We start from the raw sequence: 25807 nt of genomic DNA on the forward strand, positions 1-25807 counted from the left end.
GGTTGCAGGATTATGACGGAAATTGTAGAATTATGTTTCATGACGTATCTCCATCATTTACATACTTCTATATGATAAGGTTTAGGACGGTGACAGCTTTGGAGTCGAAACAGTGGTACATGGAGTACAAGATACATAAGAACCGACCTGGTTTGCTTGGGGATATTGCCTCATTATTAGGGATGCTCGAAGTTAATATTATGACGATTAACGGCGTTGAGGATAGGACTCGAGGCATGCTCCTTCAGACGGATGATGACGAAAAAATCGAACTGCTTGGCAAAATGCTTCAAAAGGTTGATAATATTACTGTAAACAAGCTTAGAACGCCTACCATTGTTGATATTCTAGCCGTTCGTCACGGCCGTTATATCGAGCGCGATTCGGATGACCGCAAGACGTTTCGATTTACAAGAGACGAGCTTGGTATTTTGGTCGATTTTTTGGGTGAAGTGTTTAAACGGGACGGAAATCAGGTTATAGGACTAAGAGGCATGCCGCGCGTGGGCAAAACCGAATCTATTATCGCAGGCAGCGTATGTTCCAATAAGCGCTGGACATTCGTTTCTTCAACCTTGCTGCGGCAGACGGTTAGAAGTCAGCTATCCGAGGATGAAATGCAGCCAAACAATATTTTTATCATCGATGGGATTGTCAGCACAATTCGCTCTAACGAGAAGCACTACGGTCTTCTACAAGAAATTATGGCGATGCCGTCAACGAAAGTGATCGAGCATCCGGATATTTTCATTAAAGAATCGAATTACGATTACAGCCATTTTGACATTATTGTTGAATTACGCAATACGCCAGATGAGGAAATATCGTACGAATCATTTACTGCACACTATACAGACGATTTCTAATCGGAAGGAGGCCGTCTCATGTCTGATTTAGGTGAATTGCTTCGCAAGGCTAGAGACCAGCGTGGATTAACGCTTGATGATATTCAAGAAACAACTAAAATTAGAAAACGGTACTTGGAAGCGATTGAAAGTGGAGACCATACGGTTTTGCCTGGTCCTTTTTATGTACGGGCATTTGTGAAAAATTACTCAGAAGCGGTTGGACTCGATCCAGATGAAGTGCTTCGTTTGTATCAGCATGAGGTGCCTGCGGCGCCGGTTGAGCAAATTGCGGAGCCGCTCGTCGTAAGGGCGCCTCGCCGGGTCAAATCGCAATCTTCGGAGAGGCTTGGCAAAATTGGCTTTAACGTGGTGATGTGGTCCTTTCTTGTTCTAATTGTCGTTGTCATTTGGGTGTACGTGATCAATAAAGACAATGGGGATTCTAAACAATTGGATGAATCGACTAAAATTACTGATGCGTCGGAGCCGCCCGTAGATAATGGAAATGGGACAGAGACAGGCAACGGAAACACGCCAAGCAACGAGCCGACTGCGACTATCCCGCCAACTGAAGCGCCTACAACCGTTACCTTCGGCAGCAAAGTTGGCAAGGCAGACCAATATGATATCGGTCCTGCTGGCGTCTCCCACAAGGTCGAAGTAAAGGTTGTTGGGGGAAGAAGCTGGCTTGAAGTCCGTTCTGGCAGCAACACGGGCGAAAAGCTTTACTCCGCCAATGCCGAGGATGGTGTAGTGGAATCCTATGAATTGACTGGCCCGATTTATATCAACGTAGGCAGAGCGGACCTGACTGAAATTACGGTAAATGGCGTGATTGTGCCGGACGGCGACCGTGCCGGCTCCAAGAAGCTGCTGCTTACCCCGGCGGGTGGCAATACGTCTACGGAAGGCGGAGCTACAGAAGCGCCTGCCAATAATGACACGACAAAACAAGAATAATGATTTTTGTAACAAAGGAGAGGTTTTAAAATGGCTTCAGAAAATGCATTTGATATTGTATCCAAGGTGGATATGCAGGAGCTTGCCAATGCAATCAAACAAGCGGAGAGAGAGATTGAGACCCGTTTCGATTTTAAAGGCAGCAAAAGCTCCATTGCGCTAGAGAAGGAAGAACTAGTCGTCGCTTCCGAGGATGATTACAAGCTGAAGAGTGTGCTTGATATTCTATTGTCCAAAATGGTTAAGCGCGGGGTTCCGATCAAAAACCTGGATTACGGGAAAATAGAAGGCGCTTCAGGCAATACGGTTCGCCAGCGCATTAAGCTTAGACAAGGCATTGAACAGGATGTTTCGAAAAAAATCAATATTCTCATTCGTGATTCCAAGCTAAAGGTGAAAAGCCTGATTCAAGGCGATCAAATTCGTGTATCGGGTAAAAGCCTCGATGATTTGCAAGCGGTCATGAAGCTGCTAAGAGAAGCCGAATTGCCCGTTGAGCTTCAATTTACGAATTACCGGTCATAATTACGAGGCTTCGTTTCATCGGTTACCGAGAAACGAGGCTTTTCGTTTTCATGAGAGTACAGGTCAATCTTGGGGTTTAGCTGCTTTTGACACGTGTATTGAGCATGTATTATACTGGATTAAACAGCTTCACGGAAGGATCTGGGGGATACATAGATGAGAGAAAGCAAGATTTTAGTCACTCATGGCAGCGTGTTATGTGCTCTGCCGGTGGTGGCAACGGCAGCTTTTACTTACGAACAGAGGGTTCGCGTTACGCACACCTATGAGATCGATTTAGCTAAGGAGGGAATTGCGTGAATCTGGCGAACCGCATTACACTAGCCAGAATATTTTTGGTGCCGGTTATTATGTTTTTTCTGCTAATTAAGATGGATTTGGGGTCGTTTACCATTTCGGACTTCTCCATTACATACAATCAAATCGCAGCGGCACTCATCTTTATTGTGGCGGCAAGCACAGACGGATTAGACGGATATATCGCGCGGAAGAACAAAATCGTAACGAACCTTGGCAAACTGCTAGATCCGTTAGCGGATAAGCTGCTTGTTGCCGCAGTGCTTATTTCGCTTGTGGAAATGGACAAGCTGAATGCGTTGATTGCGATCGTTATCATTAGCCGCGAGTTTGCAGTTACTGGTCTTCGCCAAATTGCACTCTTGGAAGGTTCCGTGATGGCTGCGAGCACATGGGGCAAATGGAAGACGGCGATCCAGATTACAATGATCATTGCTCTGCTGATCAACAACTTCCCGTTTAATTTCATTGATTTCCCGTTCGATGTGGTAGCGAGTTGGGTAGCTGCGGCGATTACGGTATACTCGGGCATTGATTATTTTTTGAAGAACAAGCATTTGATTCCGGTGGAATAATACGAAGCATCTTTCCGCACCGCGGGGAGATGCTTTTGCATATCAGGCTAGGAATGCCTGCATTCACGTACCAAGAAAGGAACTAAACAGATGAAAGCGGAAATTATTGCTGTCGGAACCGAACTGCTGCTAGGTCAAATCGTCAATACAAATGCGCAGTTTTTATCACAGAAGCTTGCAGGGCTTGGCATCGATGTGTATTTCCAAACGGTGGTTGGGGATAACCCCGAGCGTTTGCAGCAGGCTATCGAGATCGGGCGGAGCCGCGCGGATCTTCTCGTATTCACCGGGGGACTTGGACCTACGCAGGATGATCTTACCAAGGATGTATTAGCAGGTTATTTAAATCGCAAGCTGCTCATTCATGAGCCTTCCATGGCACAAATCGAGCAGATGTTCAGCTCGCGCGGCATCCATATGGTTGAAAGCAACCGGCGTCAGGCGCTGATGATTGAGGGCGGCGAGCCGCTCGAGAATACGACAGGGTTAGCAGTTGGAAACGGCTTATCTGTGGATGGAACGCTCTATTTGCTGCTGCCGGGCCCACCTCGCGAGATGAAGCCGATGATGGACGGTGCTGCTGAAGTCTGGCTCCGTTCCGAGCTGGGGGATGCTGAACCTCTATACTCACGGCTGCTGAAATTTGCCGGCATTGGCGAATCAAACCTTGAGGCGAAGCTGCTTGATCTGATTGATGCGCAGGTTGATCCTACGATCGCCCCTTATGCCAAAGAGGGGGAGGTAGCCATCCGTGTATCGACCAAAGCATCAAGCATGCTGGAGGCCGATCGGAAGATTGACGAGACGGTAGCGAAAATCAGCGAGAGAGTCGGCGAATTTATGTACTCGCAGCAGGATATTCCCATCGAGGAAGCGGTTATCCACCTGCTCAGAGCCTCTGGGCGCAAGCTGGCAAGCGCGGAGAGCTTAAGCGGGGGTTTGTTAGGGGAACTTGTTACAAGCGTTCCTGGGAGCAGTGGAGAGTATGTAGGAGGGGTAATTACCTACACCAATCATATGAAGCATCATTTGCTTAGCATTCCGTTAACGCAGCTGGAAGGAGAAGGTGCGCCGGGAGCGATTAGCGACACTACTGCTGCGTTGATGGCAGAACGGGTGCGTGATATTTGCAATGCGGATTTCGGCATTTCGCTGACTGGCGTTGCAGGTCCGGCGGAATCCGAGGGCAAGCCTGTCGGTCTTGTTTACATGGGCCTTGCGGAGAGAGGCAAGCCTACGGTCGTACATACGCTGAATCTTAGCGGCGGCAGAAACATGATCAGGCTGCGAGCGGTTAAATCTGCTTTTTACCGTTTATGGTTAGCGTTGCAGGCACGCTAAGAGCGAGAGTGAGCTAGGCGACAGCATGAGGTTGGCGCTGTTGGGAGTTGCTGAATGCGACAGAAATAATGTTTGTCAATTGCGGGACAGGCGGCTATAATTAAAATTAGTTATCGGAAGAACCGTGGCGAAGAATACTTTGCTGCGGTTTTTTTATGTCCATTTGAGGGGGCGAAGCGAAAAGGCGAATGTATGTTCGAAAAAATGCTTGTCAACCCGTCATAAAAAAGGTATCATTACATTATAAACAAAGAAGGATGTGAGTTTCTTGTCGGATCGTCGCGCTGCACTAGAAATGGCTTTGCGTCAAATTGAGAAGCAATTTGGTAAAGGCTCCATCATGAAATTGGGAGAATCCACACACATGCAGGTAGAAACCGTGCCTAGCGGTTCGCTTGCTCTAGATATTGCATTGGGAATAGGCGGTTTTCCGCGTGGACGCGTTATTGAAATATACGGACCGGAATCTTCTGGTAAAACGACGGTTGCGCTTCATGCGATTGCTGAAGTTCAACGAATTGGCGGACAAGCTGCCTTCATCGATGCGGAGCATGCACTAGATCCTCTTTACGCCAGCAAGCTTGGCGTCAACATTGATGAATTGTTGCTTTCGCAGCCGGATACGGGAGAGCAAGCTTTGGAAATCGCTGAAGCTCTTGTACGTAGCGGTGCGGTAGATATCGTTGTCATTGACTCCGTTGCTGCCCTTGTACCGAAAGCGGAAATTGAAGGCGACATGGGAGACTCCCACGTGGGTCTTCAAGCGCGGTTGATGTCACAAGCTTTGCGTAAACTCTCAGGAGCAATCAGCAAATCGAAGACCATTGCGGTATTCATCAACCAATTGCGCGAGAAGGTAGGCGTAATGTTCGGTAACCCTGAGACTACGCCAGGCGGCCGCGCATTGAAGTTCTATTCCAGCGTGCGTCTTGATGTGCGTCGGATCGAGACACTGAAGCAAGGCAACGATATGGTCGGTAACCGTACCCGTATCAAAGTTGTTAAGAATAAAGTGGCTCCTCCTTTCAAGCAAGCAGAGATCGATATTATGTACGGCGAAGGTATCTCCAGAGAAGGTACGCTTGTGGATATCGGCGTCGAGCTGGACATCGTACAGAAGAGCGGTGCATGGTTCTCTTATAACGGCGAGCGTCTTGGCCAAGGCCGTGAGAACGCCAAGCAATACTTAAAGGATCATAAGGATGTTGCCGAGGTAATCGAGAAACAAATTCGCGATGCTAGCAATCTGTCTGCATCTGCAACTCAGGCTAACTTCAAGGCTGAGGAAGAAGACGACGAGGAATTCGAAGATTTGGAATAAAGCGGTCTAATAGTATATCTGCCGATGCTTCGCCGTCCTGCTAGGGACGGCGAAGCTGTGTTTAGAGAGGATGTAAGGTGTGCCCCACAGCGAGTCAAGCAATGCGGAAGAATGGATGATCTTATCTGTTCGTCAGGACAAGAAGGAACGGAAGTTATACCATCTTTTTGCTGAGTCAGAAGAACCGACGCTATCCGTGCATGAGGATATGCTCGTACGGTTTCGGCTGACGAAAGGGCAAGTCTTAACGGAGGTTCAAATCGAAGAAATACGTACGGAAGACGAAAGATACCGAGCCTACGTGCTTGCCATAGCCTATTTAGGGCCAAAACCAAGAACAAGAAAACAAATTGAGCAGTATTTGAATCGCAAATTGTTTGAACCTGACAATATTCAATATGCGCTAGACCGTTTAGAAAGAGAACATATTGTGGATGATGAACAATATGCACGTCAATTTGCAACAAGCAGGCTGAAGAACAGCTCCAAGGGGCGTCGCTTCATCAAGCAGGAGCTGCAAATGCGAGGCGTGTCGAAAGAAGCCGCAGCCGAAGCGACAGATGCTTTGGACCACGAGGTTGAAATGTTGTCAGCGAAGAAGGCTGCCGAGAAGAAATGGCGTTCCATAAAAGGCGAACCGTTCGAGCGAAAGCGCAAGCTCATAGGCTATTTAATGCGCAGAGGGTTCTCGAGTGATATCGTGAAGGAAGCGATCAAGTCGATCGATCTGACTGGGGAAGAGGAAGCATTCGAGGAAGATGATGGGCTTTTGCTTGACAATTGATTTTATGAAAAGATAAAATGAGGTTGTATTCCTTCAATCTTGAATCAATTTTCCTTCCAAAAGTTGATTCAAAACGATTATTTTCGTCAAATTAGTAAATGTTGAAACGGTTTGAAGCCGGTTGAAAACCTAATATCATCCCAAGCAATGCCTTGGTGTATGCAACAAGGAGGTGAACAAGATGCCTAGTGAGGTCATTTGGATCTTGATCTGTCTCTTTGTTGGCGCAATTTTCTTTGGGATTGGTTATTTTATTCGAAAGTCGATTGCCGAGGCTAAAATTTCAAGCGCTGAGCAAGCTGCTATCGTAATCGTTGAAAATGCGAAAAAAGAAGCAGAGGCCCAGAAGAAAGAAACCGTGCTAGAGGCAAAAGATGAAGTCCACAAACTTCGTTCCGAAGCCGAGAGAGACATTCGTGAACGACGCAACGAAGCTCAACGTCAGGAAAGACGTTTGCTCCAAAAAGAGGAGTCGCTGGATAAAAAGTTAGAAGCGCTAGAACGCAAAGAAGAAACTGTTGCCAATAAAGAAAAACGGATCGAAGAGACGCAAGAGCAGATCGATTCCATTTACAAGCAGCAGCTTAGTGAATTGGAGCGGATATCGAGTCTGACAACGGAAGATGCAAAATCGATCATTTTATCCAATGTTGAGCAGGAAGTACGACATGAGACAGCACAAATGATTAAAGAGATCGAGCAGCAAGCGAAAGAAGAGGCCGATAAGAAAGCCCGTGATATTATATCACTTGCGATCCAGCGCTGTGCGGCTGATCATGTGGCTGAGACAACGGTTTCCGTTGTTACTTTGCCAAATGAGGAAATGAAGGGCCGTATCATTGGGCGTGAAGGCCGAAATATCCGTGCTTTGGAAACATTGACTGGTATCGATCTTATTATTGACGATACACCGGAAGCGGTCATTTTATCTGGTTTCGACCCGATAAGACGCGAAATTGCCCGCACTTCTTTAGAAAAGCTTGTGGCTGACGGTCGTATCCACCCTGCAAGAATTGAAGAAATGGTTGAAAAATCCCGTAAGGAAGTGGACGAGCGCATCCGTGAATACGGTGAGCAAGCAACTTTCGAGGTTGGCGTTCACAGCTTGCATCCGGATTTAATCAAGATTTTAGGTCGATTGAAATATCGTACAAGTTATGGCCAGAATGTATTGAAGCACTCCATGGAAGTTGCTTATTTGACTGGATTGATGGCAGCAGAGCTTGGCCAGGATGTAACTTTGGCAAGGCGCGCAGGATTGCTGCATGATATCGGTAAGGCGCTAGACCACGAAGTGGAAGGCTCACACGTTGAGATCGGCGTTGAGCTTGCTAAGAAATACAAGGAGCATCCTGTTGTTATTAACAGTATTGCTTCCCATCACGGCGATACGGAAGCCACTTCTGTTATCGCGATGCTCGTAGGAGCAGCTGATGCCTTGTCAGCAGCGCGTCCAGGAGCTCGTCGTGAAACGCTTGAAACGTATATTAAACGACTGGAGAAGCTTGAAGATATCTCTGAATCGTTTGAAGGTGTTGAAAAATCGTACGCGATTCAAGCTGGCCGCGAAGTGCGCGTCATGGTGCAGCCAGAAAAAATCGATGATACTGAAGCTTTCCGCCTTGCACGTGATATTACGAAAAAAATCGAAAGCGAGCTCGACTACCCAGGACATATTAAAGTTACGGTTATTCGAGAAACACGCGCGGTTGAATATGCGAAATAAAACACAAACAAATATTAGCTTTACAGAAAAGTGGCTGCTTGTTAGCCACTTTTCTGTTTGCAGGCGCACAAAAAAAGGAAGTGTATCGACATGAATGTATTATTTATCGGTGATATCGTGGGAAATGTAGGAAGAAGCGCTTTGAAGCGTGTACTGCCCGCATTAAAAAGCAAATATAATCCTCATATTATTATTGCAAATGGAGAGAATGCTGCAGCTGGCCGCGGAATAACAGCCACCATAGCCAAGGAATTTTTCGAATGGGGAATCCATGGCATAACCATGGGTAACCATACGTGGGATAATAAAGATATTTTCGAATGGATCGATGACGAGCCGCGTCTTGTTCGTCCAGCCAACTATGCGGAAGGCGCTCCTGGTCAAGGCATGGCATTGATTAAAGCAGGAGGCAAGCAGCTTGCCATTATCAACTTGCAGGGCCGCACCTTTTTACCGCCGATCGACTGCCCATTCCGCAAGGCGGATGAGTTGATTGAAGAAGCGCAAGAGATGACAAGCAACATCCTTGTTGATTTCCATGCGGAAGCGACCTCCGAAAAAATTGCTATGGGCTGGCATTTGGATGGCAGAGCGTCGATCGTTCTAGGCACGCATACTCATGTTCAAACCAATGATGATACGATTTTGCCTGGAGGCACGGCTTACATAACGGATGTGGGCATGGTCGGGCCAAAAGAAGGCGTACTCGGGATGGAACGGACGGCAGTGCTTCACAAATTTATTACACAGCTGCCGGTTAGGTTTGTGGTAGATGAAGGAAAATGGCATTTGCATGCGATTTCGGTACAAATCGATGATGCAACGGGACTAGCACGCAAAATTGAAAAGATTCGGCTGACAGAAGATGAATGGCTGCTCATGTAATGAGCCGAATCTTTGAAAAGTTCCGACAATTCTGAACAGTTTGTTAATAGATGCAATAAAAGCAGGAATTTTTTAATCTCCCTCGAATACTATTTAAAAGTGGAATCCATCCAACAGTCCAAGGGGAGGTTCTTTTTATGGATGTATTAAAAGTTTCAGCAAAATCCAATCCAAATTCCGTTGCAGGTGCGCTAGCTGGCGTTCTTCGTGAACGTGGTGGTGCGGAACTGCAAGCCATTGGAGCTGGCGCGTTGAATCAAGCGATTAAAGCAGTTGCAATCGCTCGAGGATTTGTCGCACCCAGCGGGGTGGATCTAATTTGTATTCCAGCTTTTACAGACATTGTGATTGACGGGGAGGACCGGACAGCAATCAAATTGATTGTTGAGCCTCGGTAGCAAGTCCAAGCGGCGTTAAGCAGCAAGCCAATTGGATTAAATGAAACGTTTCGCCTGTTTACGACGTAGACAGGTTTTTTTGCTATGAACCAAGCCTGTGATGGAGGCGATACTGTGAACGTGGTAGATTTTCATTGCGATGTGCTTTGCAAGTTATTGATGGATGAGCAATTAACGTTTCGCGCAGGCAAGCTGGAAAGTTTGGATGTTACATACGAGCGCCTGAAGGCAGCTGGCACGGTTCTGCAAACCTTTGCGATCTACATTCCCCAATTGTTAAATGGACGGTTAGAGCCTATTCTAGAGAGTGTGGACAGGTTTCATCAGTTAATCCTGACTTGTGAGGATATGAAATGGGTGAAGACGGTCCAGGATCTGGATTTTTGCCTAAACAACGGGAAAATAGGAGCGCTATTATCGCTTGAAGGCGTTGACGGCCTTCAGGGACAAATGTCGATGCTGCGAATCATGCAGCAGCTTGGCATTCGAGCTGCCGGTCTCACTTGGAATCATGCGAATTGGGCAGCTGATGGCGCGATGGAGCCGCGAGGCGGCGGTTTAACGGCTAAAGGCAGAACGTTTGTTGAAGAATGCAATCAACTGGAAATTTTAATAGATGTGTCACATTTATCTGAACGTGCGTTTTGGGACGTCGCTGAACTTTCGGCCAGGCCTTTCCTTGCTTCGCATTCCAATGCCAGAGCCATTTGCGATCATCCTCGTAATTTGACAAATGCGCAAATTAAGGAAATCATTGCAAAGCAAGGTTTAGTCGGTATCACCTTTGTCCCTTGGTTCGTGTCACAAGCGGAAGTGGTTGGAGTGGACGATCTGCTGCGCCATATTGAGCATATATGCGAGCTCGGCGGAGAAAACCATATTATGCTCGGTTCTGATTTCGACGGTATCGATCGCTACATTAAAGGGTTAACGCACCCCGGGGAGCTTGTTTCCCTTCAGGATGCTCTGCTCAAAAGGTATTCCAGTACGCAAACGGAACATTTTATGTCAGGAAATGCCCTTCGATTCCTTAAAAATAGCCTTCCAAATGCTTAGCGTTGTCCCATCTGTTTGCGGTATGGAATCAATCGAAACAAATTATGTTTTCATTAAGCGTTTACATCTTGATTTTTATGTGATTGCGCTTTAAACTTGTTGTGACTGTTATGACTTATACGATATAATAATTTATTGATAATGATTATTAGCACGTTCTAGAAAAAGAGGAGTTGGGCATTTTGATTAGTCAATTGTCTTGGAAGATCGGGGGACAACAAGGGGAAGGCGTCGAGAGTACGGACCGAATCTTTTCCACGGCGCTTAATCGCTTGGGCTATTATTTATATGGTTATCGGCATTTTTCTTCAAGGATCAAGGGTGGACATACCAATAATAAAATTCGGATAAGCACACAACCGATCCGTGCGATTTCGGATGATTTGGATATTCTTGTGGCGTTTGACCAAGAAAGCATCGACTTGAACGCGAAGGAACTGCGCTTAGGCGGGGTCATCGTTGCGGATGCCAAGTTCAACCCTACAATTCCAGACGGCATAGATGCAAGATTGTTCGCAGTGCCGATTACGAAGATGGCGGAGGAGCTAGGCACCTCACTAATGAAAAACATGGTTGCCTCAGGTGCTTCTTGGGCGCTTCTTGGCTTGCCGCTGGAAGTATTCAATAAAGCAGTGGAAGAGGAATTTGGTCGCAAAGGCGCAGCCATTGTAGAGAAAAACATCGAGGCGGTAAAACGCGGAGCTGAATTTGTACTCGAGCAAGCCGGAGGACCGCTTGATGAGTTCAAGCTTGATGAGGCGGACGGACAGCAAAAGCTGTTCATGATCGGAAACGAAGCCATTGGACTTGGTTCCATCGCTGCCGGCTGCCGCTTGATGGCGGCTTATCCGATTACACCGGCATCAGAGATTATGGAATATTTAATCAAGAAGCTTCCTAAGTTCGGCGGTACGGTCGTCCAAACCGAGGATGAAATTGCAGCCGTTACGATGGCGATTGGCGCCAATTATGCGGGTGTGCGCACGATGACTGCATCGGCAGGCCCTGGCCTTGCCCTCATGATGGAAGCTATCGGCCTTGCAGGCATGACGGAAACTCCGCTCGTCATCGTCAATACCCAGCGTGGCGGTCCTTCGACAGGTTTGCCAACCAAGCAGGAGCAATCTGACCTCAATGCCATGGTTTACGGGACGCATGGCGAAATTCCGAAAATTGTTATCGCTCCGGCATCGATCGAGGATTGCTTCTATGATACGATCGAATCGTTTAACCTTGCGGAGCAATATCAGGTCCCGGTCATTCTGATGACGGATCTGCAGCTGTCGCTTGGCAAGCAATCCTGCGATCAGCTCGATTACGACAAAATTGAAATCAAACGCGGCAAGCTCGTTCAGGATGTTCCTGCGCTTGAAGGCCATGATTTGTTTAAACGCTACGAACTGACAGAAGATGGCGTCTCCCCGCGCGTGCTGCCGGGCGAGAAGGGCGGTCTGCACCACGTTACAGGCGTTGAGCATGACGAGACAGGTCGTCCGTCCGAAAATGCTTTAAACCGTCAGAATATGATGGATAAGCGTCTTGGCAAGCTGGACAATATGTATATCCGTGATGCCATCCGCGTCGATGCCCCACACGAAACGCCTGAGCTGCTTATTATCGGAATGGGCTCCACGGGTGGCACCATCGATGAGGCTAGAACTTTGCTCTCGCAAGACGGCATAACGACAAACCATATTACGATCCGCCAGATTCACCCGTTCCCGACGAAGCCTCTGCTTCCTTACTTGCAAAATGCAAAAAAAGTGATCGTCATCGAGAACAATGCGACCGGACAGCTGGCTGGCCAAATTAAAATGAATGCAGGTTTCGCCGAAAAAATCGAAAGCTTGCTCAAATATGACGGCAATCCGTTTCTGCCTTCCGACGTTCACAAAGCATGTAAGGAGTTGAGTCTAGATGGCAACATTCAAAGAGTTTAGAAATAATGTAAAGCCGAACTGGTGCCCGGGCTGCGGTGATTTCTCCATCCAAGCAGCCATTCAGCGCGCAGCGGCAAATGTAGGGCTGGAGCCTGAAAACTTGGCTGTGATCTCGGGAATCGGCTGCTCAGGCCGGATCTCAGGCTATATTAATGCTTATGGTTTCCATGGTATCCATGGACGCGTGCTTCCGATCGCGCAAGGCGTTAAGCTTGCAAACCGTGAGCTTACGGTTATCGCATCAGGCGGCGACGGCGATGGATTCGCTATCGGCATGGGACATACGGTGCATGCGATTCGCCGTAACCTGAACGTGACCTATATCGTAATGGATAACCAAATCTATGGCTTAACCAAAGGTCAGACTTCTCCGCGCAGCGCTGAAGGCTTCAAAACAAAATCGACGCCGGAGGGTTCCATCGAGACGACGCTGTCACCGCTTGAAATCGCTTTGTCAGCAGGCGCTACGTTTGTTGCCCAGTCGTTCTCAAGCGATTTGAAGCAATTGACGAAGTTGATTGAAGAGGGCATCAATCATGAAGGCTTCTCACTCATCAACGTATTTAGCCCGTGTGTTACCTTCAATAAAATCAATACGTACGACTGGTTCAAAGAAAACATCGTGAATTTGGAGCAATTCCCTGATTACGATCCGTCCAACCGCGTACAAGCGATGAATAAGATTATGGAGACGAACGGCTTGCTTACAGGTCTGATCTATCAGAACAAAACGCGCAAATCCTATGAGGACCTGGTTACAGGCTTCAAACAAGAAGGACTTGCCAAGCAAAATATTAAGATTTCCTCCGAGGAATTCGATAAGCTTGTTGCCGAATTTAAATAAATGGTATGATAAGCATACGGCCTTGCGGCCGTATGTTTTTTCATCTGGGCTTGTTCAGCAGGTTCAACAGAGTAATTACTTCATAGCAGGAGAGTGACAACATGATACATAAGGAAGTTACAATTGGCGTATCGGCAAGACACATTCACTTATCACAAGAGCATGTCGAGCTGTTGTTCGGCAAAGGATATGAGTTAACGGAGATGAAACCACTCTCACAACCGGGGCAATATGCGGCGAACGAAACGGTGGCAGTGGTCGGTCCCAAGGGAACCTTCGCAAAGGTGAGAATTCTTGGACCTGCTAGGAAGCAGACGCAACTGGAAGTATCGCGTACAGACGCATTTGCTTTAGGCGTTAACCCGCCCGTTCGGGAATCGGGGGATACGAAAGGATCAGCTGGCATCATGCTGCAGGGCCCAGCTGGAGAGGTTACGATTGAAGAGGGCGTTATCGTTGCTGCCCGTCATATTCACTTTCATACAAGCGATGCAGAGCGATTCGGAATTTCGGACAAGCAGTCGCTTCGTGTTCGTTTTGCAGGAGAGCGCGGCGTGGTGTTCGAAAATGTTGTTGCGCGCGTATCAGAGCAATATGCGCTTGATATGCATATCGATACCGACGAGGCCAATGCTGCAGGCGTGAAAAACGGAGATAAAGCCGAAATTATCGACTAGTGTTGATTAAACTACAATGAGGTAAAAAAAACTGCTTCCTAGGGGTTCGTCAATGACGACCAGGAAGCAGTTTTTTTATATAAGAACCAAACACGCCTCGGACCAAAGGGCGGCAATAACCGTCTCACCTTGGCATATCGATAGGAAGAAAAAGCAGTTAGTGTCCCATCATCATGGACATTTCTGGTTTTTCATCTGGGTTTGTTCCTTGTTCCTGTTTAGGTCTGCGAAGAAGCAAGCCAACAATGATGCCTACGATGGAAATGACAGCAAGAATGAAGAAGGTATCGCCATAGGAGGAATATACAACATTCGGTCCTGGGGCGTTCGTTCCGTAATGCTCCATTCTGCTCGCCAGTATCGTTGACAAGCCTGCAATAGCAAAGGAAGTCATAACCTGCTGTGCGGCAGCCGTTAGCGAAGTTACGCGGCTAACAAGCTCTCTTGGAGCGGACTGCATAATATGCGTATTCAGCGGCATCATTGACAAGCCCATACCTGCGCCTAGCATAGCGAGCGGAATCATAAGCGTCAATAGTGTTGTATCCGCTGAAATTTGGCTAAGGATGAAGCCTGCGATGGTGACAATGGTTAATCCAGAAATAACGACTGGGCGCGCACCGAAGCGGTCAAATAGCTTGCCTCCGATCGGCATAAAGATGCCGGCAGCGAGTGCTTGTGGCAGCAAAATCAGACCAGTATTGAATGCGGTGTAGCCTTTTGCGATTTGCAAGAAGATCGGAATCAGAAACAGCGTGCCGAACAATGCAATTTGGACAATCCATTGCAGTATAATGCCGCGGGTAAAATTGCTTGATTTGAAAACGCGCAGCTCAAGCAATGGTTCCTTGCGGCTAAGCTCAACGATGATGAATACAATCAGAGCTACGCCGCCAACAATCATTCCCGTTAAGGCTTCGGGTGATGTCCAGCCGTTTCCTGCGCCGCCTTCGCCGCCGCCGGCAGAGCTAACGCCATAAGCCAGCATGGCAAAGGCAAGCGGAGCAAAGATCATGCCAAGGAAGTCGAGGGACGGCACGCGCTTGCGCTCTATGATTGGCAGCGTACGAAGACCGATAATGACGGCAACGACGCCAATAGGAAGATTGATAATGAAAATCCAATGCCAGGATACATAATCAACAAGCCAGCCTGCAACTACAGGTCCAAGAGCAGGAGCGAGCAGCATCGGGATTCCGATCATGCCCATCACGGCACCTTGCTTGCCTGGAGGGCTAAGCCTGAATGTGAAGGCCATTGCAATCGGAGCAACCATGCCTCCGCCGAGACCTTGAATGATACGGAATACAATTAGCTGTTCAGCAGTACTTGCCAGAGCGCACAGGGCTGAACCAAGGGTAAACATGATAATGGAGAACAAGAAGACTTGTTTGGCTCCGAATCGGTCGGACATCCATCCCGCGAGCGGGATTACAGCCGCTTGTGCCAGCGCATAGCCAGTAATCGTCCATTGAACGAGTGACATCGGACTTTTGAAATCAGCCATTAAACCAGGCATTGCGACATTCATTGCCGTGCCGTCGAGAATGACCATAAACATACCGACGATGATGGCGATGAGCGGAGCAATAATGTTCCGGATCGACATCGGATCGCCTTTGGGTGCTGCTTTTTGTGAAGCTGAAGCCATTTCAAATCCTCCCATCCCTATATAGGGGTCTTTTCTTTCCAATTGTTGACCTTCTGTGACCTGTCAGGCTACAATGAAAAGATGACCGCTTCTATGTGCGGACAATTGTCCGCACTACTGAATAATAATGACGATTAGGCAAATTGTCAATCGTTCATTTGCGAATGCGGAAAGAGGAGATAGGAATGATGACTGTACCAGAACAGGGCAGAACGAAACAAGAACTGAGCAAAGCGATTTTGCATACGGCAAATCACTTGTTTTCGGAGCATGGGGTAGAATCGGTCAGCATGCACCAAATCGCCAAATCGGTTGGAATCGGACAAGGCACGCTATATCGGCGGTATTCAAATAAAGGTGACTTGTGCATGGATATGATGAAAGAGAACTTTGATCTTTTCATCAATGAGATCGATGAATATATGAATACAAACGTACAACTGCCAGTACAAGAGCGGTTGAACATGGTTATGCGCAAAATTATCGTTTTTATTGACAAACAGTTCAAATGGCTGGGCGTCGTGCAGTCGTTTAACAAGCCGGAAGACCACAAGGCTGATTTTTTTCAATCGCCGCCTTATCTGTATTTGCATGCAACCATTTGCAGACTATTGAATGAGGCTCTCGAGACAGGCCAGATTCACTCGATTGATCCGGTCTACACAGCGCATTCCTTTATATCGGTGCAATCACCGCATACGTACAGGCAATTGCGCTATGTGATGGGGTATACCTGCGAGGACATTCAGGACCGATTTTGCTCGACCTTTATTGACCCTTTATTCCGTTAACTGGTATAATACTGAATTGGGCTATATGAACAGCAACTATTTGCACCCATAAGGAAGTGAATCGGCATTGACGAAGGAAAGTAAGCAGCTCGCTACGGATACGAAGCAAGGCCAGCTTAAGGATTATTCTAAATATTTCGATTTCAGCGACGCTAAAGTAATTGACCAGGATGAGAATTCAACGACCTACCGCATTAAAGGAAGGATCGTCAATATAAATGCTGCTCCAAGCCATAAGGATGAGAAGAAACGCGGCAAAGAGGATATCGAGGTGCATTATGATTTTTCGATTCCGGATGAGCTGCGGACGATGGGGATCGGCAAGCATTATTTGATCCAAACGTACGGCTGCCAAATGAACGAACATGATACTGAAGTGATGAAGGGCATGTTCGAGGAAATGGGTTACACGGCTACGGACGATCGGCAGCTTGCAGACGTCATTTTGCTTAATACATGTGCCATTCGCGAGAACGCGGAGGACAAGGTGTTTGGTGAGCTAGGGCATCTCAAGACGCTCAAAACCGAGAAACCTGATCTGCTTCTTGGCGTCTGCGGCTGCATGTCGCAGGAAGAATCGGTTGTTGGCCGGATTTTGCAAAAGCACGCTTTCGTTGATATGATCTTCGGAACGCATAATATCCATCGACTCCCCTTCTTGCTGCAAAATGCTTACTTCAGCAAGGAACTAGTCGTTGAGGTATGGTCCAAGGAAGGCGATATCATTGAAAATATGCCCAAGAAACGCGAAGGTATGCGTGCCTGGGTTAATATTATGTACGGCTGCGATAAGTTCTGCACGTACTGCATCGTGCCGTACACTAGGGGCAAAGAACGCAGCAGGCGGCCCGAGGATGTCATTGCCGAGGTTCGCGAGCTGGCAAGAAAGGGTTTCAAAGAAATTACGCTCCTAGGCCAAAACGTCAACGCGTACGGCAAGGATTTTGAGGATATCCAATACCGGTTTGGCGATTTAATGCAGGATATGTCCAAAATCGATATACCGAGAGTTCGCTTTATGACGAGCCATCCGCGCGACTTTGATGATCATTTGATCGAGGTGCTAGGAACTGGCGGCAATCTTGTAGAGCATATTCATTTGCCTGTTCAGTCCGGCAGCACTGAAATATTGAAACGGATGAGCCGCAAATATTCGCGGGAGATGTATCTTGAGCTTGTAGACAAAATAAAAATAGCGATTCCGAATGCAATGCTGACTTCCGATATCATCGTAGGTTTCCCAGGTGAAACGGATGAGCAGTTCGAGGATACGATGACGCTTGTCAAGGAAGTCGGCTTTGATTCCGCGTATACGTTCCTTTATTCTCCGCGCGAGGGCACGCCTGCGGCTGGGATGGAGGACAACGTGCCGCTTGAAGTGAAGAAGGCACGACTCCAGCGTTTGAACGCACAGCTTGCAGCTAATGCTAGAGAGAAGAACGAGCAGCTGTGCGGGCAGATCGTAGAGGTCCTCATTGAGGGCGAGAGCAAAAACAACGCGAATGTCCTATCCGGGCGTACGCGTACGAATAAGCTTGTCCATTTGGAAGGGCCTAAGGAATGGATCGGCCAGTTTATCATGGCTAAGGTAACCGAAGCCCAAACATGGTATATCAAAGCGGAATCAATTGAAGAGAATACTCAAGAAGCCGTTAGCTAACGGGAAAACAGGAGAGATGACAAATGGCAGAGCAGCATACAGCAGACAATCAAGCAGCACAGTGCGATCATGATCATGAACATGGCGAGGGCTGCGGAATCCCGAGCTTTCATACGCGCGATCTGATCGTTCGCGAGGATATTACCACAAAAGCGAAAGAATTGGCGGATTTGATTTTCACTTCCGAGGAAGTGCAGCATTATCGCCGCGCAGAACAGCAAATTAATGGAAATGAACGCGTGCAACAGCTGATTACGAAGATCAAGAAAAAGCAGAAGGAAGTCGTTGCCTTTGAAACGACCTTCAAAAATGCTGATATGGTTAAGAAAATAGAAGGCGAGATGGAAACGCTGCAGGATGAGCTTGACGGCATCCCAATCGTGAATGAATTCCAGCAAAGCCAAACGGACATTAACTATTTGCTGCAGCTTGTCATTTCCATCGTTCGTGACACCGTATCCGAGAAAATAAATGTCGAGGATGCTTCGGAGCCAGCTCCTGAGGAGTGCAGCGACTAAGCAGCTTTATAGTCAGCGGTCTTTAAGTATTCGAAAAAAGCCGATTTTCGTGCCAGCCGTAGGTGCTGCAGCATGAAAATCGGTTTTTTTTGTGGAATCAGCTGTGAATCAGTAACTTTTTGCAATCTCAAACGTGTATGGGTAGGGCAAGAGCAGAATGAACAGGAAAATAATAGGAGGAGGTGGCAGAGCCGAACAGTCTGGATGAGCTGTATATGATCTATATGAAGGATGTTTATCATTATTTGCTCTATCTCTGCCAGGATCCTTTTGCAGCAGAGGATATTGTGCAGGAAACCTTTTACCGGGCGTATCTATATTTGGATAGCTATCAGGGGGAGCGGGTGAAGCCGTGGTTGTTCCAGGTAGCGCATCATGCGTTAATTGATTACAAACGTAAGGAAAATCGTGCGAAACCGCAGGAGCCCTCTTTCTTCGAGGATATCTCCGATCCAATTACGCCGGAATTGCAGTTCCTGCGCAAAGAACGAATTAGCGAATGGGGTCAAGCCATTGGAAAGCTCCCGTATAAGCAAAAGCAGGCGCTTCTGCTGCATGATTGGCATCAGCTGACCTATCAGGAATCGGCGGACATTATGGGAATCGGTTTATCCTACTATAAGGTAATCTTATTTCGGGCAAGGCAGGCGCTGCGTCAGCAGCATGCAGAGGGAGGCAACGATGACTGAACGCTTTAAGCAGCAATTAAAGGATTATGCGGAAGGCAAGCTCAGTGGAGAGGAACAAGCAGAGCTGGAGCGGGAAATGGCTAAGCTTGAGGCCTACCAAGAGCATATGGAGGTCATGCTGGAGAAGAAAGACCGTCGATTTTTTCATGAATCAAACCAGGAGCCCCCGGAATTGAACCAGAAGAAAGCAAGAAGGCTGTTGAAGAATGGAAAACGGAAAGCTCGATTCTGGAGTGTAGGCACGGTTTTTGGATTATTCGTTATATTAGCATTTTTGAATTCGGTGATTACATCCGTTTATTATTCAACTGGAAAGCCGGTTCGTCAGGATTTTTACCGTGATGTGCTGAGCTCGGCGGTGGCCGTTTCCAGGCCGAATACGACCGTAGCTTTAAGCAGTGGTCCAACCGGCATCTTGAGCATGAAATATTCTGGAATGTTGAATAAACAAATTGGGACGGAGCATGTAGCGGCGGGAGCTTACGAGCAAACGATAAGATTGAATCAAAGCCTCGGCAATGGAACGGATCCTTACCGACAAGGGGGCAGCAGTATCGGCGTTTATTTTCATCTGCCGGAATCAGTGGACCAAGAAAGAAGCAGCGTACAGTGGAAACGTCTAAGCATGCTCCCAGAAGGGACGGTGGCGGAGGCATTTGTATCGCTTGACCATTATTATACGACGGATGAAGCGTTGAAGCTTTTGGGCGATTTTGATCTGAAGCTGTTATGGTTGGCTGTATATACGGGGGAAGATAAAGGAGCGGACGCTGGCTTTGTGTACCAGCCGCTAGGCTTCCCGCTTAATCCGATTTGGCACTATGACGATATAGAATCGATCGTTCGGGAGGGTTCAATGACAACGACGAAGTATCCTGCCATTGAAGAAGCAGGCGATGGAGAGCGGAGAGATCAAAACTTCATCGATACGCTTAAGCTCTTGCAAAAGCAAAAGTCGATCACGAGCGCGGTTGTTCCGTTCTCCCAAATTAAAAAAGCCCTTGCCTATGTGGAAGAGAACGGGGTGAGCATTTATGGCCTGGTTCTTACCGGCCCTTCAAAGGAACTGCTAAAGCTGCAGGAGGCACCTGCAATCAAGGATATCCAGCTCGGTGAGGTTCGTTTGTGGAATTGGACGTCTGAATAAACAAAAAACGCTTATCTGGGCATGAACGTCGTTCATGTAGATAAGCGTTTTTGTTGTGTTCGGCACAAAATTGATTTATGCCGTATAAACCGAATCTTGCCCTTTGCTGCTGGCGGTTGACGAGCGGATGTGGACGATGTAAGGTGTTAAGGAGATAGCCAGAAGTGTGCCCGCAAGGGATTTCAAAGCATCGCCGACCAAGAACGGGTAGAAGCCGACAGCCATCGCTTTCGGGAACGAAAAGCCTAGCACATGCATGAGCCAAGGTATGCCTGGGATATAGGAGAACAATGAGCTGAACAGTTCGAATATAAGGAAGAAAACGATAAAGGAAATCAACTTATTGGATTTGGAGCTGCTGCTGCGAAGGTAGGCACCGACAGCGAAGCTGACTAACATCGCGCAAAAAGGAAAAGCGAAGATAAAGCCGGCAGTATGGCCCGTCAATGTTGGTATCCCACCTTGGCCGCTGAATAGCGGAAGGCCAAATGCGGCAAGCACGATGACAACGAATATGCTGAGAAAGGCATTGCGCGGTGTCAGAAACAAGCCTGCGAGCACGACACCTAAGGTTTGCAGCGTTATCGGGACGAATGAGCCTCCTAGCTTGATTGTCAGTGAGCTCATGACGATAAATAGGGCTGCGAATAAAGAAATGAAGACAAGCGATCGAATATTATTGCTTTGCATAGCGGTGACGACTCCTTTATGTAGTTGCGATTTTATTGTTAACCATTTATATTTGAATTAGGTTAACAAATCGAATTGTAGCATAGCCAAACGTTTTGGGGAAGAGGTTGGGTGAAATTTTTTTGGAGCATATCGTTCAAATCGAATTGAAGCAAGTGACGGTTATTCCGCCTTTGATGCACGAAGGGCAGAAGCGCAAGCCGATTATTCAAAATGTATCTATGATGATCCATAAAGGGGAATGGATCGCGCTGATTGGACGTAACGGAAGCGGGAAAAGCACGCTTGCCAAAGTGGCTGCCGGCTACCGCGCTGCTGGCGTGACGGGAAAAGTTGCGAATCATTTCCACACGGCTGGGAAGGGCAAGCCGCTTCCGATCGTTATGCAGCAGCCGGAAGCGGCAATGGTAGGCGCAACGCCTTGGGAGGACGTCCTGCTTATGCTAGAGCAAAATGAGCTGCCCGCTGGCATCATCCCTATGGAAGCAGAGCGTGCTTTGCAAAGCGTAGGTATGGGAGAGCGGCTTCACCAGCCGCTTGGCACGTTATCGGGAGGACAGAAGCAGCTTGTTGCCATCGCCGGATGTATAGGAATGCAAACGCCATTGCTCGTCCTGGACGAGGTTACCGCGATGCTTGATCCGGAGGCATCCAGCACAGTATTGAGACAGGTGAGAGAACTGCATGAGAATGGCGCAACGGTTATTTGGATCACGCAAAAGCTGGAGGAACTGCTGGAAACGGACCGGCTAATTGCGATGGACGAGGGTACCATTCTATTTGATGGGCAGGCGGGTGCCTGGTTTGAAAGATCGGCACCCTCCGCGAAGGACAGCCTTTGTGAACGGCACGGGTTTGAAGCGCCATACGCCGCTCAAGTGGCGTGGGAGCTTGAGGAGCGCGGCATCCGTCTAACGCCTTTTCCATTTACAGCCGAGACGCTTGCGAAGGCGGTGAGCAGCTATGGGCGCTGATTGGAAGCTTAGCGGCGTTAACGTTTATGCCCAGAGCAGCGCAGCACAGAAACAGCTGTTGCATGAAGTGAATCACACCTTTAAAGCGGGTGAAATTACGCTGTTAGTTGGACGAAACGGAGCTGGAAAATCAACGCTGCTGGAAACGATGGCAGGCCTTCACAGCATTCACCGAGGCTCGATCAGGATGGGAAACGAATCCATATGGATAAAACGCGGGAGAAAAGACCGCCTGAACCCTGAAGTGACACTGAAGCTAGGGTTAGCGATGCAAAACGCCCAATCGCAATGGTTTGCTGCCAGTGTGCGCGAAGAGCTGAGATATTCGCTGAAACCCTATCAGGTGGGGGACGCAGCTGCGGAAGCGAGAATGGAGAGGGCGCTTAACGAGGCTGGGTTGCCGCCAGAGATATTGACGCAAGATCCATGGACGCTTAGCGGCGGCCAGCAGCGGAGGCTCTCGCTCGCCTGCTTGCTGGCGTGCGAGCCGGAATGGCTGCTGCTCGATGAGCCGACGGCGGGGCTTGATGCCGTCGGCATCCAACGCCTGTGCGCGGTATTGGCAGCGCACAGGGCGTCAGGGCGCGGAGCGGTCGTAGCCACGCACGACCTCGACGCGCTGCTGCCGCTGGCGGACGCGGTCGCCGTGGTCAGCGGCGGCACGGTCCGCGCAGCGGCAGCAGCGGCGGCGATGAAGCATGCCGCCGCCGCGCCGCAGGCGCTGCGCGTGCTGGCGGAGCTGCACGCGGAGGCGGCTTTGCCGCCGCTGGAGCTGGCGCTTGCGCCGGAGCGCAGCGGCGGAGCGCCGTGGCCGGCAGCTAGCGAGGTAGCCGCAGCGCTTGCTTTGGCATTAGAGCACCGGACAGCCGAGCATACGCAGGTGGCAGTTCCTGAAGATTCTTCCAGTCCAAAACAGAAGTTCCTTGCGGATAAAGAGGACGCCAAAGAAAGCGAGTTACCAAAGAAAGCGATTAACCAATCGAGTGGAATGCGGTCCGATCGTTTTGACCCGCGGGCACTTATTTTATCTTATTTAGTATTGGCAGCAAGTATATTCATGCAACAATCCGGCTTGGAGCTTCTGCTGGCCGGAATCGCAACGGTTCTGCTGCTCATTCCGTTTCGAGCATTTATTCGCCCATGGATCGGCATTCTGCGCGCGTATGCAATCATGATTATGATATTTTGTGTGGTAGGCGGAATAGGTCTAGACCCCCTTTCCTTTGATGCCGGGAAGGCTTGGCCGATTGTGCTTCGATTCGGCAAGCTGTTTCTGATTATGATGCTTGGCATGCCGCTCCTTAATCTGATGACACCTTACCGGCTGCAGCGCGCTATTGAGCAGACCTTTGGCTGGCTTGGCAAGCTTGGGGTGCCGATCCATTCTTTCGCATTAATCGTAACGCTTATTTTTCGGTTTATTCCTTTGCTTACAGGGGAGTGGGAGAGATTTGCAAAGCTGGCGCACGCCAGAGGGAAGGCAGATACGCCGCTTCGCAAAGTTCCTCTCAAAAACGTACATGCCGTCCTTATTCCATATGTCCGGTCGATTTTGCGGTTAGCGGAGCAAATGTCAGATGCCCTAGAGGCAAGAGGATTTGGTTATAAGAAGGGAAAACCGGTCTACGCCTTCCGTCTCCGCTTTGACCGCTCCGATGCCTGGTTGCTAAGCATTGCGGGAGGTTGCGGATTGGGACTAATTGTCATTAGAAGCTTGCTCTAACATGGGCTGTACATGAGGAATCCACAATCCAGCTTCATCGGCAAGCAGCGTGTGCCAGCCGTGCAGTGCTGCTTGCGCTACATTTTTGGACTGGTCATCAATGAATAAAATATAGCTTTTTCGTGGGAAATGCTATGCAGCTTTATGGAAAATAGCCGCGTCTGGTTTTTTTAGCGCCGCCTGGCTGGAAATGGTTACGCTTTTTAAATAGGGCTGTATGGGCTGAATGATATTCGCCACCCATTCAGACAGGTGATTGCTAAGCAGATGAATATCGGCGATTTCGCTCCATGCACCGATTTTCCCTAGCGCAGGCAGCGGCTGGAGACTTCGATCAATCATTCTTTTCGCACGTTCTTGACTGAGTAACGGAGCATAAGCGCTTACCCAATGCCAAAAATCTGGTTCTGATATTTCTCCAGTCCACAATCGGCTGCTAATTTGTTGTTTATATTCGCTATATAATGCTTCTTCGGTTAGCGTAGTTTCCGCAGCAAGCAGCTGCCAAAAGAGGGGCGACAAATTAGTTGCCAGCACGCCTCCGATATCCAGAACGAGTTGTGGCCTCATGATCTGCCCGCCTCCTCTGCGTAGTCTCCGCCTACTTTGACGACGGGTTTGCGTTCTCTCAGTGCCCATACAAGCACGAGTACGAATGCGGCGGCTCCAAGCAGCGAGCCAAATAAGAAACCGCTGTTCAGGCCCCAGCTTTCGTTGAGCCACCCTGCGAGAAAAGGTCCGGAGAACATCCCGACCGCATATAGCGCCTGGTACAAGCCCATGGCTGTCGCCCGTCCGGCATGCTCAACATCACGAATGGCGAGTCCTAGCAGCAAAGGCATATGTAGTCCTTGAGCAAAACCATTAATGGCTTGGGTGATGACAAGCATCTCCATCGAACCGGTAAATGCCATGGACGCCGTACAGACCGCACTAATAAAAAAGCCTGCTCCGATGGTGCCCCAGTAGCCGAAACGCGGAGTAAACCATCTCGCTGTCACCAGTGAAGCGAAGGCATGCGGCAGCATGAATGCGAATACGAGCAGCGTCAGCTTCACACCGTCTGCGCCCATTTCGGCCGCTTTCAATGGGGTGAATCCGAACATTGTTATAAAGAGTACACCGTGCGCTAGAATGGACAGCAGAGAGACCTGCAGCAGCGTTTTGGTTCGCACGACGTTTTTGATCATGGCAAATGACATGCCCGGTTGCTCGCGTTGGTTTGCTTTTGGCTCTTTAAGCATCACTGCCAGCAGCAGCCCGATGATCGCGATAACGGCGCCAAGGGTAAAAGGCGCGTTCGGACTAAAGCCGTCTGTCAGCCATCCGCTAAGCAGCATGCCGACCATTTGGCCGGAGACGGTCATCACGCTGATATTGCCCATGGCCCGGCCGGTTTGTCCAGTTCCAAAATAACTCGCGTACAGTACCGTGAAAGCGACCCAGGTAGATGCGCACACGCCAGCCATTAGCCGGCCTGCCAGTGGCCAAATCCAAGGCCCAGGGATCAGAAACAGCAGGCAGCTGATTCCGGCGGTTAACATGCCAAGCAATATGAACGGCTTGCGCTTGCCGAAGCGGTCCGATAGGATGCCTAGCGGAAACCGAACAAACATCTGGACAAGGCCATAACTGCCAAGTACGATGCCGATAAAGGGCAGGGAAAAGCCGCGATCACTTAAATAGGGCGATAGTGTTGGAACGTAAACATACATAGAAGTCCAGTACAAAATGGTGATTGTCGTAAACAATAGTCTTTGCGAAGCGGGTACGGCATTCATGGCTCA

Annotated in this window: 26 protein-coding genes; 22 read left to right on the forward strand and 4 right to left on the reverse strand. The window is 48.7% G+C overall.

Translation table 11 applies throughout. The features are described from left to right. The first annotated feature begins 98 nt into the window (after positions 1-98). The 15 genes from FJQ58_RS27930 to pduL all read left to right on the forward strand — a co-directional run bounded on the left by FJQ58_RS27930 (position 99) and on the right by pduL (position 14177). Positions 99-866 (forward strand): DUF3388 domain-containing protein, encoded by a 768-nt coding sequence (locus tag FJQ58_RS27930; RefSeq protein WP_139998463.1) that lies wholly within the window; start codon positions 99-101, stop codon positions 864-866. An 18-nt stretch (positions 867-884) separates the two neighbouring features. Next, positions 885-1808, forward strand: coding sequence for a helix-turn-helix domain-containing protein (locus FJQ58_RS27935; RefSeq protein ID WP_139998465.1), 924 nt, complete (start codon positions 885-887; stop codon positions 1806-1808). A 30-nt stretch (positions 1809-1838) separates the two neighbouring features. Next, positions 1839-2333 carry a YajQ family cyclic di-GMP-binding protein gene (locus FJQ58_RS27940; protein WP_139998467.1) on the forward strand — a complete coding sequence of 165 codons (495 nt, stop codon included), beginning with the start codon at positions 1839-1841 and terminating at the stop codon, positions 2331-2333. A gap of 156 nt (positions 2334-2489) precedes the next feature. Then, positions 2490-2633, forward strand: coding sequence for a hypothetical protein (locus FJQ58_RS32460; RefSeq protein WP_162341803.1), 144 nt, complete (start codon positions 2490-2492; stop codon positions 2631-2633). After that, positions 2630-3205, forward strand: a complete 576-nt coding sequence (pgsA, locus tag FJQ58_RS27945; protein ID WP_139998469.1) for a CDP-diacylglycerol--glycerol-3-phosphate 3-phosphatidyltransferase — start codon at positions 2630-2632, stop codon at positions 3203-3205. Before FJQ58_RS32460 ends, pgsA begins: the two co-directional genes overlap by 4 nt. A 90-nt stretch (positions 3206-3295) precedes the next feature. After that, positions 3296-4546, forward strand: a complete 1251-nt coding sequence (locus tag FJQ58_RS27950) for a competence/damage-inducible protein A (RefSeq protein ID WP_139998471.1) — start codon at positions 3296-3298, stop codon at positions 4544-4546. A 268-nt stretch (positions 4547-4814) separates the two neighbouring features. After that, positions 4815-5867 (forward strand): recombinase RecA, encoded by a 1053-nt coding sequence (gene recA, locus FJQ58_RS27955; protein WP_139998473.1) that lies wholly within the window; start codon positions 4815-4817, stop codon positions 5865-5867. A gap of 79 nt (positions 5868-5946) precedes the next feature. Next, positions 5947-6651 carry a RecX family transcriptional regulator gene (locus FJQ58_RS27960; protein WP_238404369.1) on the forward strand — a complete coding sequence of 235 codons (705 nt, stop codon included), beginning with the start codon at positions 5947-5949 and terminating at the stop codon, positions 6649-6651. 181 nt (positions 6652-6832) lie between these two features. Next, positions 6833-8377 (forward strand): ribonuclease Y, encoded by a 1545-nt coding sequence (gene rny / locus FJQ58_RS27965; RefSeq protein ID WP_139998475.1) that lies wholly within the window; start codon positions 6833-6835, stop codon positions 8375-8377. A gap of 90 nt (positions 8378-8467) precedes the next feature. Further along, entirely contained in the window at positions 8468-9262 is a 795-nt protein-coding gene (locus FJQ58_RS27970; RefSeq protein ID WP_139998477.1) for a TIGR00282 family metallophosphoesterase, read from the forward strand. Positions 9263-9399: 137 nt separating this feature from the next. Next, positions 9400-9660, forward strand: a complete 261-nt coding sequence (locus FJQ58_RS27975) for a stage V sporulation protein S (RefSeq protein WP_006036664.1) — start codon at positions 9400-9402, stop codon at positions 9658-9660. Between the two features lie 114 nt (positions 9661-9774). Beyond that, on the forward strand, positions 9775-10716 hold the full coding sequence (locus FJQ58_RS27980) for a dipeptidase (protein WP_238404370.1): 942 nt from the start codon (positions 9775-9777) through the stop codon (positions 10714-10716). 182 nt (positions 10717-10898) lie between these two features. Beyond that, positions 10899-12656, forward strand: a complete 1758-nt coding sequence (locus FJQ58_RS27985; RefSeq protein ID WP_139998480.1) for a 2-oxoacid:acceptor oxidoreductase subunit alpha — start codon at positions 10899-10901, stop codon at positions 12654-12656. Next, the gene (locus tag FJQ58_RS27990) at positions 12634-13500 is read left to right on the forward strand and encodes a 2-oxoacid:ferredoxin oxidoreductase subunit beta (RefSeq protein ID WP_139998482.1); all 867 of its coding nucleotides are present in this window, start codon (positions 12634-12636) and stop codon (positions 13498-13500) included. The genes FJQ58_RS27985 and FJQ58_RS27990 overlap by 23 nt, the downstream gene beginning before the upstream one ends. A 101-nt stretch (positions 13501-13601) precedes the next feature. Then, entirely contained in the window at positions 13602-14177 is a 576-nt protein-coding gene (pduL, locus tag FJQ58_RS27995) for a phosphate propanoyltransferase (protein ID WP_139998484.1), read from the forward strand. A 157-nt stretch (positions 14178-14334) separates the two neighbouring features. Here pduL and FJQ58_RS28000 read toward each other — a convergent pair whose 3' ends face one another. Continuing rightward, complete coding sequence (locus FJQ58_RS28000) at positions 14335-15828, reverse strand: MDR family MFS transporter (RefSeq protein ID WP_139998486.1); 1494 nt, start codon at positions 15826-15828, stop codon at positions 14335-14337. A 185-nt stretch (positions 15829-16013) separates the two neighbouring features. Here FJQ58_RS28000 and FJQ58_RS28005 point away from each other — a divergent pair, with 185 nt between their 5' ends. The 5 genes from FJQ58_RS28005 to FJQ58_RS28025 all read left to right on the forward strand — a co-directional run bounded on the left by FJQ58_RS28005 (position 16014) and on the right by FJQ58_RS28025 (position 20633). Further along, positions 16014-16619 (forward strand): TetR/AcrR family transcriptional regulator, encoded by a 606-nt coding sequence (locus FJQ58_RS28005; protein WP_162341805.1) that lies wholly within the window; start codon positions 16014-16016, stop codon positions 16617-16619. A gap of 67 nt (positions 16620-16686) precedes the next feature. Next, positions 16687-18279, forward strand: coding sequence for a tRNA (N6-isopentenyl adenosine(37)-C2)-methylthiotransferase MiaB (gene miaB, locus FJQ58_RS28010; protein ID WP_139998490.1), 1593 nt, complete (start codon positions 16687-16689; stop codon positions 18277-18279). A 23-nt stretch (positions 18280-18302) separates the two neighbouring features. Continuing rightward, positions 18303-18797, forward strand: a complete 495-nt coding sequence (locus FJQ58_RS28015; RefSeq protein ID WP_139998492.1) for a YlbF/YmcA family competence regulator — start codon at positions 18303-18305, stop codon at positions 18795-18797. Positions 18798-18979: 182 nt separating this feature from the next. Beyond that, on the forward strand, positions 18980-19486 hold the full coding sequence (locus FJQ58_RS28020; RefSeq protein WP_238404371.1) for an RNA polymerase sigma factor: 507 nt from the start codon (positions 18980-18982) through the stop codon (positions 19484-19486). Then, entirely contained in the window at positions 19479-20633 is a 1155-nt protein-coding gene (locus tag FJQ58_RS28025; protein WP_162341807.1) for an anti-sigma factor, read from the forward strand. The genes FJQ58_RS28020 and FJQ58_RS28025 overlap by 8 nt, the downstream gene beginning before the upstream one ends. Before the next feature lie 75 nt (positions 20634-20708). On the opposite strand, the gene FJQ58_RS28030 is transcribed toward FJQ58_RS28025, so the two are convergent. Then, positions 20709-21323 (reverse strand): biotin transporter BioY, encoded by a 615-nt coding sequence (locus FJQ58_RS28030; protein WP_139998496.1) that lies wholly within the window; start codon positions 21321-21323, stop codon positions 20709-20711. Between the two features lie 107 nt (positions 21324-21430). Here FJQ58_RS28030 and FJQ58_RS28035 point away from each other — a divergent pair, with 107 nt between their 5' ends. Then, positions 21431-22297: an ATP-binding cassette domain-containing protein gene (locus tag FJQ58_RS28035; RefSeq protein ID WP_139998498.1), complete on the forward strand. Its 867-nt coding sequence runs from the start codon at positions 21431-21433 to the stop codon at positions 22295-22297. Further along, a complete protein-coding gene (locus tag FJQ58_RS28040) occupies positions 22287-24020 on the forward strand; it encodes an ATP-binding cassette domain-containing protein (RefSeq protein ID WP_139998500.1) in 1734 nt (577 codons plus the stop codon). The genes FJQ58_RS28035 and FJQ58_RS28040 overlap by 11 nt, the downstream gene beginning before the upstream one ends. 132 nt (positions 24021-24152) lie before the next feature. Here FJQ58_RS28040 and FJQ58_RS28045 read toward each other — a convergent pair whose 3' ends face one another. Together FJQ58_RS28045 and FJQ58_RS28050 are read right to left on the reverse strand one after the other, a co-directional pair. Further along, entirely contained in the window at positions 24153-24590 is a 438-nt protein-coding gene (locus FJQ58_RS28045) for an HAD family hydrolase (protein WP_139998502.1), read from the reverse strand. Then, positions 24587-25801 (reverse strand): MFS transporter, encoded by a 1215-nt coding sequence (locus FJQ58_RS28050; protein WP_139998504.1) that lies wholly within the window; start codon positions 25799-25801, stop codon positions 24587-24589. Before FJQ58_RS28050 ends, FJQ58_RS28045 begins: the two co-directional genes overlap by 4 nt. Positions 25802-25807: the final 6 nt, after the last annotated feature.

Origin of the sequence: Paenibacillus paridis, assembly GCF_006345825.1 — a bacterium.
Taxonomy (GTDB): Bacteria; Bacillota; Bacilli; order Paenibacillales; family Paenibacillaceae; genus Pristimantibacillus; species Pristimantibacillus paridis.